Source organism: Salinicola sp. CR57, from assembly GCF_003206585.1.
Taxonomy (GTDB): Bacteria; Pseudomonadota; Gammaproteobacteria; order Pseudomonadales; family Halomonadaceae; genus Salinicola; species Salinicola lusitanus.
In genome coordinates, this window is the sequence record NZ_PZJL01000005.1 from 222,452 (window position 1) to 237,580 (window position 15,129).

The following is a 15,129-nucleotide window of genomic DNA, read 5'->3' on the forward strand; positions in this document are numbered from 1 at the left end:
GGCACTCTCCTTTCTAGTCGATCCCGCTGAGAATCGTGGCGTCGGCGACAGTGTGCCCGTACTCGCCGCGAAGGCCCTGGAAGATCGCCTCGCGCTCCTCTCTCGGCTTGTGCTGGCTCGCCTTGCGCTTGCCCTCCATGCGCTCGACGGTCAGCTCGACACCGATGATGGCACGACACATCCCCGCAATGTAGTCATCCGGCGCATCGTCGATCGACCAGGGAACGGGTCGACCACGTTCGAAGCGGCGGGTCAGCACGCCCGTCAGTTCACGTAGCCAGGATGGGTCGTCGATCAGGCGCAGGCGACCGCGAACGTGCACGACCTGATAGTTCCAGGTCGGGACGACCCTGCCGTGCTCGCGCTTGGCCGGATACCAGCTTGGCGATACGTAGGCCTGCGGACCATGGAAGATGGCCAGGGCGGGGAGGGTGGAGACCTTGGCGCCCGGTGCGTCGGCCAGCGGGTTGGCACGCGAGATATGGCCGCGCAGTCGACGAGGCGTCGACTCGCTGCCGGCCGCCTCGAGCAGCAGCGGCAGGTGATCGGCCTCGAAGTCGCCGTCGCGCCCCGGCGTGATCAGGGTCGCGAACGGGGCCTGGTCGATGGCTCTCTCCATTGCTGCGGTATCGTCGAGGCGAAACGAATTCGGCTGGTACACGATTCAGCCTCCGTCGGAAGATAGGGTCGCCGTCACTTCGGCCAGCGACTGGCGCTGGCGCCCCTCGGCATCGAAGTTGTCCGGCGAGAGCCAGCGGCGATGGCTCTCGCGGATGGCCGGCCACTCCTCATCGACGATCGAGAACCAGGCGGTGTCGCGATTGCGTCCATTGACCACCCGGTGCTGGCGGAAGATGCCCTCGAGACGGAAGCCCAGCCGCTCGGCCGCGCGACGGGAAGGGGCATTGAGGGCGTCGCATTTCCACTCCACGCGACGGTAGCCGAGCTCGAAGGCGTGTCGAATCAGCAACATCAACGCTTCGCTGGAGATTGGCGTCCGTGCCATGCGCGGCGAGAAGTTGAGATGACCGATCTCGAGCGCGCCGTCGGCCGGGACGATGCGCAGGTAGGTAGCCATGCCCACGGCGCGATCCTCGGCCGGATCGATGATGGCGTAGCAGACCGGATCGCTGTCGCGACTCATCATCTCCAGCCAGCGCTCGCACCCCGCCTGATCGTCGAAGGCACGGCCGCCCAGGTAGGTCCAGCGTGCCTTGGCCTCGCGATCGTTGGCGATGTCGGGGTCGGGCATCTGCCACGCTTGCCATAGCGATGGCGCATGCCGACCTGGATCGAGCGGCTCCAGACGACAGAAGCGTCCTTCAAGGACGGTCGGGCCCGGAAAAGGTGGCTCGCGCCAGTCCGGGATATCGCTGCCCACGGGCTGGCCGTATGCATTGGTGGTCGGTTTCATGATCTGTCTCAGCAGCCGCAGGAGGTGAGGGTATGGTCTCGCAGGCTGCCGGCACTGGGGCCAGTGGCAACCGGATGACCGTCGCGCTTCCAGAAGTCCAGCCCGCCGAGTAGCTCCTTGACCTTCAGCCCCGCGCTGGCGAGTTTGAAGGCGCCCCAGGTGGAGCCGTTGCAACCGATGCCGTCGCAATAGCTGATGTAGATGCGCGAACGGTCCAGCGATGCCAATCGCTCTGCCGTCATCTCGACATGGGGGAGGCTGATCGCGCCAGGGATATGACCGGCAAGGTAGTGATCGTGACGCCGGGTATCGATGACGATGATCTCCTCGATGCCGTTGGCGAGATCCATCGCCAGATCCCAGGCATCGGTGTGAAACCTGAGCTTGTCGCGCATGGCGGAAGCGCTCTGCTCGGGGCGAGCCGGCGGCACATCGAGTACGAGTGAGGTCGTGGTCATTGAGAGCTCCCGGCGGTTCAGACAGTCAACAGAAATGTGTGGAAGGCATCGTCGCGTTGCCAGCCGAGCGCGCGGTAGCGGGACTGGGCGGCGGCGTTCTCGACCTGGGTGCGCAGCATCAACTGGGCAATGCCGTGCTCGGATGCCAGCTCCCTGGCGGCCTGCAGCAGGGCGCTGCCGATGCCGCGGCAACGAGCCTCGGGGACGACGAAGAGGTCGTTGAGAATCCAGCGCGAGCCGAGGGTGGTGGTCGAAGGTATCGGGAACAGCTGGGCGAAGCCGACGGCCGTATCGCCGGCGTCGTAGGCCACCAGCAGGTGAGCGTCTCCGCGCCGGTCGCGTTCGGCAAGAAAGGCCCGGGCGCCCTCGAGATCGCTGGGCTGCCGGTAGAACTGGCGGTAGCCATCGACCAGCGGCGCGATGGTGTCGATCTCTTCGTGGGTGGCGATGCGGATGTCGGTCATGGGGGGCTCCAGCAGGATTGGCGTGACTTGGCAGTAGTCTGGCGTCATGCTGGTCCTTCGATAAGAGCCAGTTGTTGCAATAGCGAGGGGACCAGTGACACAGCCCAATGTGCATCGCCCGTGGATCGTCGAAGCGTTGACGATGCGCCTCGCCACGCCCTCTTCGTTGACCCTGACCCAGCGCCTGTACCAGTCGCTGAGAGATTGGATCCAGCAGGGAGAGCTCAGGCCGGGTAGCGCGCTGCCGTCGTCGCGGCAACTGGCGCGCGAGCTCGGCCTGGGCCGTAATACCGTGCTGGGGGCGGTCGATCGATTGACCGCCGAGGGCTTCCTCGAGACTCGGCCCGGTGCGGGTGTCTTCGTCGCCGAGTGGGGCGCGGCGGCGGTGGCGGGGAGGCGTCCGGTGCCGGAGCGGACGGCCGTATCGGCGACACTCTCCGCCCGAGGCCAGCGCATTCTCGATATCAGCGGCCTGCTGAGCGAGCGTCACACCGCCTTCGCACCGGGGGTGCCGGCACTCGACCGGTTCCCGCGTGAGCGCTGGCAGCGGCTGCTGCGTCGTCACCAGCAGCGGGCGCCGCTGGAGTGGCACGACTATCAGCATCGGGGAGGCGTGTCGGCACTTCGCGAGGCGCTCTGCGACTATCTGCGGCTGTCGCGATCGGTACGCTGTCGGCCCGATCAGATTCTGGTGACTCAGGGTGCCCAGCAGGGCTTCGAGCTGATCGCCCGGTTGCTTGCCGATACGGGGGAGACGGTCTGGATGGAGGAGCCCGGCTACGGCGGTGCGCACGCCTGCTTCCTCGCCGCCGGACTCGATATCGTGTCGGTCCCGGTGGATGAAGAGGGCATGGCGATCGCGGCCCTGCCATCGTCGGTGGCGACGCCTCGACTGATCTACGTGACGCCCTCGCACCAGTATCCCAGCGGCGTGACGATGAGTCTCAAGCGACGCACGGCGCTGATCGAAGCAGCCCAGCGTCACGGCGCCTGGATCATCGAGGACGACTACGATAGCGAGTTCCGCTATGCCAGCGCGCCGATCGCCTCGCTACAGGGGCTCGTCGACGACGCGCCGGTCATCTATGTGGGCACCTTCAGCAAGGTGATGTATCCCGGACTGCGATTGGGTTATCTGGTGCTGCCGGACCTGCTGGTCGAGCCGTTCCGACGGGCCAATGCACGACTCCACCGCGAGGGTCAGTACGTGGCCCAGGCCGCGCTGGCGGCATTCATTACCGAAGGGCATTTCGCGCGCCACGTCTCGCGGATGCGGGAACTCTATCGGCAACGCCAAGCTGCCCTGCGCCAGGCATTGGCTCCGGCTGTGGCGAAGGGCCTCAGGCTGTCGGCGGGAACGGCAGGCATGCATCTGGTCGCCGAGCTGGAGAGCCCGGCGCTGGAGGCCGAACTGGTCGCCCGGGCGGAGCAGGCGGGAATTCTACTGTCGCCGCTATCACGCTATTTCCTGCGCTCTCCCGCTCGGCCAGGCCTGGTACTGGGTTATGCCGGCGCCACCGACATCGAGATCGCTTCGGCTGGCCGCTGGCTGAGCGATACCTGGTGCGCGCTGGCGTCGCTTGACGAGTCCTAGCCCGCGACACCTTCGCCGGACCCTGGCTCAGGCGTCGCCCTCTCCTTCGGAGTCGTCGGCGGGCCCCGGGGCCCTGGATGGCCGATGTCTACCGCCGGAGGAGCGGGAAGCGCCGTCGTCGTCACCCGATTCTCGCTCACGATCGATCTGGTTTCCCCCTCGCTCACCATCCTCGCGATCCAGGCCTTCGGGAAGATAGAGCCGAGATGTCGGCAGGGCCAGGCAGGCGTCGTGCTGGTCGATGATGTCACGAATCTTGAGCAGGATGCCCTGCTTGATCTCGTGGAATCGCTGCCAATCCGTCTCGCGGGTGAAGGCGTAGATCATGATGTCCAGCGAGTACTGACCGTAGGTGACGAAATTGACCGTGATCAGCTCGTCCTGATTGATCTCTTCGTGCTGCTGTAGCAGGTCGCGAATATCGTGGGTGATGTTCTCGATCTTGCCGATATCCTGATAGCGGATGCCGATGGTCTCCCACAGGCGGCGGCTGACCATCCGTGTCGGGGTCTCGACCGAAATCTGGCTGAACCAGGCATTGGGGACATAAAGCGGCGGACCGGCGAAGGTCCGCACGGTGGTAAGGCGCCAGCCGATATCCTCGACGATGCCCTCGATCTGGCGCTCGGGCGAGCGGATCCAGTCGCCGACCACGAAGGGCTTGTCCAGGTGGACCACCATGCCGCCGAAGAAATTGGCGATGACATCCCGTGCGGCGAAACCGATGACCAGACCGCCGAACCCGCCCATCGCGAGGATGCTCGACATCGATACGCCCAGGATCTGCAGTCCGATCAGCAGCAGCGTGACGATCAGGACGGCACCGACGATCTTTGTCAGCGCCGATGCCGAGGTCGGGTCGACGGGCTTGGCGTGGCAGTTGACCGGAGGGAACACCAGCCGCTGTTCCAGCCGCCGGAACAGGCGAATGCCGCCCCAGCCGACGAGCAGGAGCGTGATCAAGGCGCCGAGACGCGAGAACACGGTCGTCAGTCGCTCGATCTGGAAGTGCGCACCGACGATGCTCAGGCCGACCATCAAGGCCGTGATCCAGACCCACCAGCGCAGAGGCAGGCGCAGGCCGTGGAGAATGGGATCGTCCCAGCGGCGGGGCGAGTCGCGCAGGCGACGCTCCATCCGGTTGAGCGTGAAGTAGAGCACGAGATCGATGATGACAGCGGCAAGAAGAATCAGCGCCGGCAGCACGATCCAGCCAGGGATGTGCAGCCACTGGCCGAGCGCTTCCTGCGATTGACTGAAGAGATGGGTGGCGCTATCGGAAATTTCCATTCACCTGCTTTCTTGTTCGCAACTCGCGGCGGCATGGCGCTGCGAAGGGATGGATGGGCACGCCGGGAAGTCGCGGGCGGTGCATCGAATGGAGAAAAGCGTAGCGGGGCGCCGGGGTGTGGTCCACTCGCGTACCGAGTTGACCACGGGATCGGTGTCACTGCAGGCAGCAGCGTTTGGCTTTCTTGCCGCTACCACACGGACAGGGGGCGTTGCGCGACGGGCTGTCGCCGGGCGGTGGGTCGATGATGCCATCGACATAGAGCCAATTGCCGCGATGACGGCGGAAGCGGGAGCGCTCGTGAAGGGTCTGGTCTAATTCGACGGAAACGGCATGCCAGGGACGGAAGCGGGCCTTGAATTCGACGGTGGCCCTCGCACCGGCGTTGCGGGCAGCGACGATCTCGAGCCCCAGCCATTGCTGGTCTCGCTGGTCGAGCGAGGCGCTCGTCAGGGTCGGGTCGAGCGCGCCGGGGTCCCAGGTTCTGATCAGATAACCGCCCAGCCCGCCCAGCGCAAAAGCCGTATAGCGGGAGCGCATGAGAGCCTCCGGCGTCGGAGCGGCTTGCTCCAGGCGATGGTAGATCCCGCAGCAGCGATCGTATGACCAGCCACTGCCGCAGGGACAGGGTAGGGCGTCTGGTGCTTCGGTGACTGTGGTTGGAACATTCATTTGGGTAAACTACGCTATCATTTGTCTCTGAATGTTAATGGTGCGCTGCGCTTTGGGCGAAGTTGTGGTACAAGAGCGGCGCCGATTGTCAGAACCATCGTCAAGCCAGAACCAACGCCAAGTCACTCGACATGTGGGTCGACCACCTATGTTTCTCGACGAGTTCCATTCTACCGACGCGAACCGTATCTGTATCACGGCGGAGCAGGCCAGTCGGTTCGCGCGACAGATCGCGGGTGATTACAACCCGATTCACGACCCCTGTGCGCGCCGTTTCTGCGTCCCCGGCGATCTGCTGTTCGCGCTGGTCCTGTCCCGCTACGGATTGTCCCAGCACATGACCTTCTACTTTTGCGGGATGGTGGGAGATCGCGTGGCACTGAGCTTCCTCGAGGATGAATCGGGCACCGTCAGTGTCGTGGATGAGAACGGCAAGCGGTATCTGAGCGTCAAGCGCAGCGGCTGGACGATCCGCGACCCCTCCACGGTGGAGACTTTCACCCGTCGCTACGTCGCCTTCTCGGGCCGCAACTTCCCGCACTACCTCAAGCCGCTGCTCGAGGAGAAGGGCGTGATGTTCAATCCCCGTCGGCCGCTGGTGATCTACGACAGCATGGGGTTCTCGCTCGAGAATCACGACCCCTGCGATCTGGATCTCGACTTCGCCGGTGCCAATCTGGATGTGAAAGGCAAGCGTGGAGAGGCGCATCTCGAGTTTCGCATGAGTTGCAATGGCCACGACGTGGGTATCGGTTCCAAGAAGCTCGTGATCAGCGGTCTGCAGGATTACGACGCGGAAAAGATGGACACCTTCGTGACCAACTTCGCTCAATTGAAAGCCGCCAACCCCTGCTCGGCCTGACACCGGGATTCGAGCTGCGCGCCAACGCCGCCTCCAGATGGCGATCGATGTCACACCGAACCGGGCGATTCGCGTTTTACCGGCCGAACCGCCGATAATGTCATTCACTTTGATCCCGCCGCGGCCCGGTGGCTGTCGGCGTGGGCCGTTCACGTGAATGGGACTCGTCGTGAAAGAACACGTTACGCCGTTTCAGTTTTTTATCCTGGCGCTCTCTTTCTATGTCCTTGGCGCCATGCTGGCCGACATATTCCTTGATTTGCCCCCCGAGGTCAGCCGGCTCTTCGGTTATCTGGATTACCTTGTCTGCTTCTTCTTCTTCGTCGATTTCTGCCAGCGGTTCTACCGGGCGCCCAGCAAATGGCGCTACATGCGGTGGGGGTGGCTGGATCTGCTGGCGTGCATCCCCGCGGGCTGGCTCCAGGCGGCGCGCCTGGTGCGAGTCGTTCAGGTCATCCGCGTGCTGCGTGCGGTGCGATCGCTGGAGCTGATCTGGCAACTGCTATTCCGCAATCGCGCCCAGGGCGTGCTGGCCTCGGCCGCGACCGCCACCGTGCTGCTGGTGATTTTCGGCGCGATGACGGTGCTGATGGTGGAATCCCCGGACCCCCACAGTCCGATCAATACCGCCGAAGAGGCGCTTTGGTGGGCGGTGGTGACCGTCACCACGGTGGGCTACGGCGATTACTACCCGGTCACGACGATGGGACGCGTGGTTGCCGTGATGCTGATGGTCTGCGGCGTCGGCCTGTTCGGCAGTTTCGCCGCGTACGTCAGTTCGCTGTTCGTCGAGGACCAGGGCGAATCCGAGTCACGCCAGCATCAGGCAAACCGGCGGATGATGCGCCATATGATCGAGCAGGTGAGCGAGCTTCGGGAGGAGATCGATTCGCTGCGACAGGAACTGCGCGATCATCGCCAGGAACTGGCCGAGCGCCATGGGCGCGGCGATAGCGCGGATCGATGAGCTCGATTGGGAGAGTCCATTGCCAGAAAAATATAAGGGTGCTAATATCTTTTCATCGAATGCAGATGCTTTGCAGCAGTCGTTCGAGTCGCGTCTCCTAGTAACACCCCGCCTCGCCCGCGCATCCCCCCTCTTGCGCGGGTTTTTTTTGTCCCGGCGCTACCGAAAGCCCGCGATTACCAGCTCTTGTAAGGCAGGAACTTGCCGTTCATGGTAACCACGACCCGGTCGCCCTTGGGGTTCTCCTCCCGTTCGACTTCCATCTCGAAGTCGATGGCACTCATGATGCCGTCGCCAAACTTCTCCTGAATGACATCCTTGAGTGTGGGACCGTAGACGCCGACGATTTCGTAGAGCCGGTAGATCAGTGGGTCCTGCGGAATGGCGCCGTCCCACGTCTTGGTGGGGAAGGCTTCCAGAGCTCTCGCCACGTCATCGCCGAGTTCCAGCGCATCGGCGATCTCGCGCGCGGTTTCTGGCGGGGCGCTGTTCATGCCGTAGCAGGCCGAAGCGATCCAGACCGGCGAGTGACCGGTCATCTCGCCCAGCGACTCCCAGCTCAATCCCTTGCGCGCCTTGGCGGCCATCAGCGTGTGGTGCATTTCCAGCTTGTCCATGGGTCAGTCTCTCCATCTTGTTGTCGATAGGGCATCCCGCGGATGCCCTGGCATGTATCGATCGGATCCCGTTCGCGTCGCGGCTGACGTCAAGCCGTGCTCAGGCCAGGTCCCGTTTGGGTCCAGTCTTGACGTGGGTGGCGTAGAGCGTGAGTCCGGTGAAGGCGAGCCCGCCGGCCAGATTGCCTAGCACGGTCGGTATCTCGTTCCACCACAGGTAGTCCATGACCGAGAAGCCGCCGCCCATGATCATCGCGGAGGGGAACAGGAACATGTTGACGATCGAGTGCTCGAAGCCCATGTAGAAGAACAGCATGATCGGCATCCACATCGCGATCACCTTGCCGCTGACGGAGGTCGAGACCATCGCTCCGACCACGCCCATCGAGACCATCCAGTTGCAGAGCATGCCGCGGATGAAGATGGTCGCCCAGCCGGCGACGCCGTACTCGGCGTAGCCCAGCGTGCGCGATTCGCCGATCCCGGCGATCTTATCCCCCACGACGCCCGGGCCAATGGAGAAGCCGTAGGTGAAGATGAACGCCATCATGAAGGCAACGGTCAGCGCCCCGCCCAGATTGCCAAGAAACACCCAGCCCCAGTTGCGCAGCACGCGATTGAGCGTCACGCCTTGACGTCGGTCCAGCAGGGCCAGTGGCGTCAGCATGAACACGCCGGTCAGTAGGTCGAAGCCCATCAGATAGAGCATCACGAACCCAACCGGGAACAGGATCGCGCCCACCAGTGGCTGGCCGGTCTGCACGGTGATGGTGATGGCAAACGCCGCCGCCAGCGCCAGGATAGCCCCGGCCATGTAGGCGCGAATTATCGTGTCACGGGTGGACATGAATATCTTGGATTCACCGGCATCGACCATCTTGGTGGTGAATTCGGCAGGGAGTAGATAGGACATGACGCTTTCCTCGATTGTGATTGTGTATGAAGCGTTATTGCTCGTCTGTCAGGACAGGAATCGATCGGGGTTGTCGTGGTTCGGCGGCCTCTCCGGCCAGACCGGGTCAGGTCCGGCCGAAGGTCTCCTCTGGCAGCAGCACCACGTCATCGCCCTCGAGGGCGACCGGCCAGCAGCGCAGGCGCTGGTCGGGGGCCTCCAGGCACTGGCCATCTCGCAGCCGAAAATGCTGCTTGTAGATCGGCGAGGCCACCACCAGCTCGCCCCCCAGGTCGCCGACGATGCCGCGGCCGATCACGTTGGTGCCAGAGAACGGATCCCGATTGTCGAGCGCATAGAGCCCATCGGAAGTGATCGGCGAGGCGAAAGGCGCTCCCGCGACTTCGGGCGACTCGGGTGGCACTTGCCCCGCGCTCCCGGGCGGGTGAGCCAGTAGGAAGATCGCTATCTGGTGGCCCTGGTGCCAGGCGACGATGCCGGAGTTGGCGACAAGGTCTTGCCGCGAGCAGAGGCGGACCCCGGCTTCGATCCCAGGTGCGATGGCGGTGCCGCTCATGACGTCACCTCCACGGCCAGTCTGGCGATCTCTTCAGGACGCGCCGGTCGCGGCTGGTTCCGCTCGGAAACGGCGATGATGTCCGGGTCGCTGCGTTTGTCGTTGACGAAGGTGCGGAAGCGCTTGAGCTTCTCCGGATCCTTGAGCGCATTGGCCCACTCGCACTCGTACTGGTCGACCACGTGCTGCATCTGCGCCTCCAGTTCGCCGCCCAGGCCAAGACTGTCCTTGAGAATCACCTGCTTGAGGTAGTCGAGGCCACCGTCGAGGTTTTCCCGCCACACCGAGGTGCGCTGCAGGCGGTCGGCGGTGCGGATGTAGAACATCAGAAAGCGGTCGATGGTCTTCAGCAGCGTATCGTCGTCGAGATCGGTGGCGAACAGCTCCGCATGGCGCGGGCGCATGCCGCCATTACCGCAGACGAAGAGATTCCAGCCGTGCTCGGTGGCGATCACGCCGACATCCTTGCTCTGGGCTTCCGCGCATTCTCGCGTGCAGCCGGAGACGGCGAACTTGAGCTTGTGCGGCGAGCGCAGCCCCTTGTAGCGATTCTCGATGGTCAGCGCCATGGCCACGCTGTCCTGGACGCCATAGCGACACCAGGTGTTGCCGACGCAGGATTTCACCGTCCGCGTGGACTTGCCGTAGGCGTGGCCGGTCTCGAATCCGGCGTCGATCAGCTCGCTCCAGATCTTCGGCAGTTCATGCAACTGAGCGCCGAACAGATCGATGCGCTGGCCGCCGGTGATCTTGGTGTACAGGTCGTACTTCTTGGCCACGGCGCCGATGGCGATCAGCTTGTCCGGGGTGATCTCGCCACCGGGAATGCGCGGCACCACGGAGTAGGTGCCGTTCTTCTGCATATTGGCCATGAAGGTGTCGTTGGTGTCCTGCAGCGGCACCAGCGAGGGGCTGGTGATCGACTCGTTCCAGCACGAGGCGAGAATCGAGGCCACCGCCGGCTTGCAGATATCGCAACCGAGCTGGCCCTTGCCGTGGCGGGCAAGCAGTGCTTCGAAACTGCGAAGGCCCTCGACGCGAATGATCCCGTAGAGTTCCTGGCGGGTATAGGCGAAGTGCTCGCACAGGCTGCGGTCGACCTCGATGCCGCGGCGCTCGAGTTCATGCTCGAAGACCTGCTTGAGCAGGGCGGTGCAGCCGCCGCAGCCGGTGCTCGCTTTGGTCTCTGCCTTGAGTGTGCCGAGATCGCTGCAACCGCCCTCGACCGTCTGGCAGATCGCGCTCTTGGAGACGTTGTGGCACGAGCAGATCGTCGCGGTCTCCGGCAGCGCGTCGGCACCCAGCAGTGGGGCGCCTTCGCCCTGGGGCAGGATCAGGCTGGCGGGATCGGCGGACAGCCCGATGCCGTTCTGCACGTACTGCAGCAGGGTGTCGTAGTGGCTGTTGTCGCCCACCAGCACGGCGCCGATTGCGCGCCTGCCGTCGGCGGAGACGACCAGGCGGCGATAGCCATGGCGGGCCTCGTCGATGAAGCGGTAACTCACGGCGTCTTCGGTGGCGGCGTGGGCATCGCCGATCGAGCCCACGTCGACGCCGAGCAGCTTGAGCTTGGTCGACATGTCGGCGCCGCTGAACGGTTCGCAGGTGCCGGTCAAGCAGCCGGCGACGGTGCGTGCCATGGTGTAGCCCGGCGCGACCAGGCCGAAGGTCCGGTCGTTCCAGAGTGCACACTCGCCGATGGCGAAGATATCCGGATCGGAGGTATGGCAGGTATCGTCGATGGCGATGCCGCCGCGCTCGCCGATCTCGAGCCCGCACTCCCGTGCCAGCCGGTCCTGGGGGCGAATGCCGGCGGAAAAGACGATCATGTCGGTCTCGAGCCACTCGCCGTCGGCGAAATTCATGCGGTAGCGGTGGGCTTCGCCCGCGATGATTTCAGTCGTGGCGCGCTCCAGGTGGACGTTCACGCCCAGCGCTTCTATCTGCTGCCGCAACGCTTCCCCGCCTTCGGTATCCAGTTGTACCGGCATCAGTTGGGGCGCGAATTCGACGATATGGGTTTCGAGCCCCAGTGATCTGAGCGCATTGGCCGCCTCCAGGCCAAGCAGACCGCCGCCGACGACGACGCCGCGTCGAGTTTCCCGTGCCGAGAGCGATTCGGCGGCATCGCGAATGCGGTCGAGATCGTCGAGGGTGCGATAGACCAGCGCCGCATGGCTCTCCTCGGCCTCTTCCGGAGTGGGAATCGGCGGCACGAAGGGGAAGGAGCCGGTGGCCAGCACCAACTGATCGTAGGCATATTCGCCGCGGGTGGTGGTGACGCACTTCGCCTTTCGGTCGATCGCGGTGACGGCTTCGTCGAGATGCAGCTCGATACCGTTGAGATCGCAATAGTCGGCCTCGCTCAGCGAGAGCGAATCTGCGTCGCGGCCACCGAAGTACTCGGAAAGGTGTACACGATCATAGGCTCGGCGACGCTCCTCGCCGAAAACGGTTACCGCGAACCGGCGATGGGCGTCCTGCTCGATCAGCCGTTCCAGCAAGTGGTGACCGACCATGCCGTTGCCGATCACGATCAGGCGGGGCAGGGGGGCCTTGGCTTGGGGCGCGGTCGGGGTGTCGGCATAGACAGCGGGAGTGTTCATCCAGCCTCCTCTCGTTCGTTGGGCTTGAATGGCAAGGTGGTGGCGAGCCATACAACGCAAAAAGGCGCCTGATGACACGAAGCGTTGGCTTCGCGGCATCAGGCGCCTTTGCCTGAATTCTATATTCGGTCTAACGGCATACCCGGAACCCACCCGTCCGGACCTGCGGCCGTCGCGCAACATCGATCCGGCGCGCGGCTGGCGATGACCGTCGTTGGTCACTGCCTGTAGTCCGTCAAGCGAATGGCATGCCAGTCGGCGATTCCTGCGATGGATTTCAAGGTGTTGAGTCAATGCTGTCGGCTGCGATGCGCGCCGGTCTCCCGCGCGGATGAACATCGATGGTGCAAGTCGAGCGACTTCTGCACCAGGAACTCCCGCCGCGACGCCACACCGCGGTGACGCGGATGGGGAATGGGGCTGGACGGGGGAGACAGGTGACTGTCTGGAAAGGTAAAGACGATTGTTGGCCCTGAAATTGCCCAATGATGGATGAATCGAAACGCCGACAAGGCGGTGGTCGGATGCCAAAGAGGGTGTCGGGCCGGAGTGCAGGAGCGAGGCACGAACCGTGTCATCGGCTGCGGAAGAGACAGTTGAAGTGTCGGTCCTCTCTGGGCCGACGGCAGGCAAAGAGGCCTGACTCACCCATGGCGGTGAGTCGGGCCTCTTTGCGTTCGAGCGCGGCCTCTCTTCAGGTGACAGGCGTAGCGCTCTGCCGCGCTCGGTTACACGATTCGCGTCAACCCGATTGGAAATTGCCGTTGGAAGAGGAGTCTGCCGATGCCAGCCTGTCATCCGAGTCGTATCCCGATTCATCATCCCACTCATCGATCCAGGCGCGAATGGGCGCCTGGATCGACCGGTTGGATGGCACGCATGCGGCAAACGGCCCAGCAGTGGCTCTTCGCCGCCATGGACCCCAAGGGCCGTATTGGTGCAGTTGGGCAGCGTACCTGCCGGGTCTCGCTGGTGGGGGCGGGCCCGGGCTCGGCTGATCTGCTGACCGTCCGTGCGCTGCGGCGCATCGAGTCAGCACAAGCGGTAGTCTATGATCGCCTGGTCGGCGCCGAGATCCTCGCCTTGTTACCGAAAGGGTGCGAACGCTACTACGTCGGCAAGGCGAAGGGCGATCACAGCGTGCCGCAGGCGGAAATCGGCGATCTGATGGTGAGGCTCGCCGCCGCGGGCAAACGTGTGGTGCGACTCAAAGGCGGCGATCCGGGGATCTTCGGGCGCATGGGCGAAGAGCTTGCCGCGCTCGCCGAGGCCGGTATCGACAGCGAGATCGTGCCCGGCATCACCGCCGCTTCCGGCGCGGCGGCGGCCCTGGGGCTGCCGCTGACCGATCGTGCCCACGCCCAGCGCTTGCGTTTCATTACCGCCCGACAGTGCAGCGACGAGACGATGCCCGACTGGACGACGCTTGCCCACCGAGATGAGACACTGGTCTTCTACATGGGGCTCGACCGCCTCGAGATGATCTGCGAGGGCCTGACCGGTGCCGGCCTTCCGGCCGAGTGGCCTGTGATGCTGGTCGCCAATGCTTCGCTACCCGAGCAGCAGGCGCTCATCGGTACGCTGGCGGACATGCCCCGGAGGCACGCCGCCAACCCGTTGCCCTCGCCTTGCCTGGTCGTGGTCGGCAGCATCGTCGCCATGGCCCAGGCCACCACCGGTGCGTCGATCCCGATCGATGAGAACCTTTGACTGGGCAGCCTCGGGTCGGCGGCGTAGACTTCGCCACTTTCCAGATGTCGAGGGGCTACACGTGAGCCAACTGCCAGCCTGCCCGCAGTGCGGGTCGGAATATACCTATGCCGACAACCTGCTATTCATCTGTCCCGAGTGCGCCCATGAATGGTCCAGCGTTGCGACTGCCGATGGTGAGAAGGATGAGCGGACAGTCACTGACGCGCACGGCTCCCCGCTTGCCGACGGCGACAGCGTGACCGTGATCAAGGACCTGAAGATCAAGGGATCTTCGCAGGTCGTGAAAGTGGGCACCAAGGTCAAGAGCATTCGCCTGGTCGATGGCGATCACGATATCGACTGCAAGATCGATGGGATTGGCGCCATGAAACTCAAGTCCGAGTTCGTCAAGAAGGCCTGACATCGAATCGACGCCAGCTCGGGCGTTGGACCTATCGGGCTTCTCTAGCCGTCGATCGACTTGGGATTCAGCATCACGGGTGGGGCCATGATGGACTGGAAGATCTCTCGGTTGGACCGCGTTGACACGCTTGGCATCGAAACGGTCTCGCGTTGGACCTTCGACGCCTGGGGCGGACTCCACCCGCACACGATGTTCGACGAATGGCGGGACGACACTCGCGAGGATTGCGGTGCCAGAGGCGTACCTTCGGTATTCGTGGCCATGAACGATGGCGAGCCGATAGCTACCGCGAGCCTGACCGTCAGCGACATGAGCAGTCGGTCCCTCATGGGGCCTTGGCTCGCCTCCGTTTTCGTCCTGCCGGCTTGGCGCGGCCGCGGTATCGCCTCGGCATTGGTGGCGACGGTGGAAACCGAGGCCCGGGAAGCGGATTGTCGGCGACTTTATCTCTACACACCCGACCAGGTGGCGTTTTACGCGCGTCTGGGCTGGGTGCCCTTCGAATCCGTGATTTATCGTGGCGAGCGCGTCACGTTGATGTACCAGGACCTCTGAAAAGACCAGAATCGCCGTTATCGACGAGATTTAACAACATAAAC

General features: G+C 63.9%; 16 protein-coding genes. 6 read left to right on the forward strand and 10 right to left on the reverse strand.

All coding sequences use genetic code 11. The features are described from left to right. Positions 1–13: 13 nt before the first annotated feature. The 4 genes from DOM56_RS07635 to DOM56_RS07650 are packed head-to-tail and all read right to left on the reverse strand — an operon-like array spanning position 14 to position 2,336. Complete coding sequence (locus tag DOM56_RS07635; protein ID WP_110708230.1) at positions 14–661, reverse strand: FMN-binding negative transcriptional regulator; 648 nt, start codon at positions 659–661, stop codon at positions 14–16. A 3-nt stretch (positions 662–664) separates the two neighbouring features. After that, positions 665–1,414 (reverse strand): GNAT family protein, encoded by a 750-nt coding sequence (locus tag DOM56_RS07640; RefSeq protein ID WP_110708231.1) that lies wholly within the window; start codon positions 1,412–1,414, stop codon positions 665–667. A gap of 8 nt (positions 1,415–1,422) precedes the next feature. Continuing rightward, positions 1,423–1,872, reverse strand: a complete 450-nt coding sequence (locus DOM56_RS07645; RefSeq protein WP_110708232.1) for a rhodanese-like domain-containing protein — start codon at positions 1,870–1,872, stop codon at positions 1,423–1,425. Positions 1,873–1,889: 17 nt separating this feature from the next. Continuing rightward, on the reverse strand, positions 1,890–2,336 hold the full coding sequence (locus tag DOM56_RS07650) for a GNAT family N-acetyltransferase (RefSeq protein ID WP_110708233.1): 447 nt from the start codon (positions 2,334–2,336) through the stop codon (positions 1,890–1,892). A 142-nt stretch (positions 2,337–2,478) separates the two neighbouring features. On the opposite strand from DOM56_RS07650, the gene DOM56_RS07655 reads away from it, so the two are divergent. Continuing rightward, positions 2,479–3,930 carry a PLP-dependent aminotransferase family protein gene (locus DOM56_RS07655; protein ID WP_110708639.1) on the forward strand — a complete coding sequence of 484 codons (1,452 nt, stop codon included), beginning with the start codon at positions 2,479–2,481 and terminating at the stop codon, positions 3,928–3,930. 27 nt (positions 3,931–3,957) lie between these two features. On the opposite strand, the gene DOM56_RS07660 is transcribed toward DOM56_RS07655, so the two are convergent. Continuing rightward, positions 3,958–5,220, reverse strand: coding sequence for a mechanosensitive ion channel family protein (locus DOM56_RS07660; protein WP_110708234.1), 1,263 nt, complete (start codon positions 5,218–5,220; stop codon positions 3,958–3,960). Positions 5,221–5,377: 157 nt separating this feature from the next. Continuing rightward, positions 5,378–5,893, reverse strand: coding sequence for a YchJ family protein (locus tag DOM56_RS07665; protein WP_110708235.1), 516 nt, complete (start codon positions 5,891–5,893; stop codon positions 5,378–5,380). Between the two features lie 148 nt (positions 5,894–6,041). Here DOM56_RS07665 and DOM56_RS07670 point away from each other — a divergent pair, with 148 nt between their 5' ends. After that, complete coding sequence (locus DOM56_RS07670) at positions 6,042–6,755, forward strand: DUF3581 family protein (protein ID WP_110708236.1); 714 nt, start codon at positions 6,042–6,044, stop codon at positions 6,753–6,755. Positions 6,756–6,924: 169 nt separating this feature from the next. Beyond that, entirely contained in the window at positions 6,925–7,722 is a 798-nt protein-coding gene (locus DOM56_RS07675; RefSeq protein ID WP_198655719.1) for a potassium channel family protein, read from the forward strand. Between the two features lie 176 nt (positions 7,723–7,898). Here the strand turns inward: DOM56_RS07675 and cynS are convergent, their stop codons facing one another. The 4 genes from cynS to nirB all read right to left on the reverse strand — a co-directional run bounded on the left by cynS (position 7,899) and on the right by nirB (position 12,414). Continuing rightward, a complete protein-coding gene (gene cynS, locus DOM56_RS07680; RefSeq protein WP_110708238.1) occupies positions 7,899–8,339 on the reverse strand; it encodes a cyanase in 441 nt (146 codons plus the stop codon). Positions 8,340–8,439: 100 nt separating this feature from the next. After that, the gene (locus tag DOM56_RS07685) at positions 8,440–9,252 is read right to left on the reverse strand and encodes a formate/nitrite transporter family protein (protein ID WP_110708239.1); all 813 of its coding nucleotides are present in this window, start codon (positions 9,250–9,252) and stop codon (positions 8,440–8,442) included. 106 nt (positions 9,253–9,358) lie between these two features. Further along, a complete protein-coding gene (locus tag DOM56_RS07690) occupies positions 9,359–9,808 on the reverse strand; it encodes a nitrite reductase (NAD(P)H) small subunit family protein (protein WP_110708240.1) in 450 nt (149 codons plus the stop codon). Beyond that, positions 9,805–12,414, reverse strand: coding sequence for a nitrite reductase large subunit NirB (gene nirB, locus DOM56_RS07695; RefSeq protein ID WP_110708241.1), 2,610 nt, complete (start codon positions 12,412–12,414; stop codon positions 9,805–9,807). The genes DOM56_RS07690 and nirB overlap by 4 nt, the downstream gene beginning before the upstream one ends. Before the next feature lie 915 nt (positions 12,415–13,329). Between nirB and cobA the strand changes: the two genes are divergently transcribed. The 3 genes from cobA (at position 13,330) to DOM56_RS07710 (ending at position 15,085) form a co-directional block, all read left to right on the forward strand. After that, the gene (gene cobA / locus DOM56_RS07700) at positions 13,330–14,124 is read left to right on the forward strand and encodes a uroporphyrinogen-III C-methyltransferase (protein ID WP_232822245.1); all 795 of its coding nucleotides are present in this window, start codon (positions 13,330–13,332) and stop codon (positions 14,122–14,124) included. A 61-nt stretch (positions 14,125–14,185) separates the two neighbouring features. Beyond that, positions 14,186–14,527: a zinc ribbon domain-containing protein YjdM gene (locus tag DOM56_RS07705; protein WP_110708243.1), complete on the forward strand. Its 342-nt coding sequence runs from the start codon at positions 14,186–14,188 to the stop codon at positions 14,525–14,527. Between the two features lie 87 nt (positions 14,528–14,614). Further along, the gene (locus DOM56_RS07710; protein ID WP_110708244.1) at positions 14,615–15,085 is read left to right on the forward strand and encodes a GNAT family N-acetyltransferase; all 471 of its coding nucleotides are present in this window, start codon (positions 14,615–14,617) and stop codon (positions 15,083–15,085) included. Positions 15,086–15,129 lie beyond the last annotated feature (44 nt).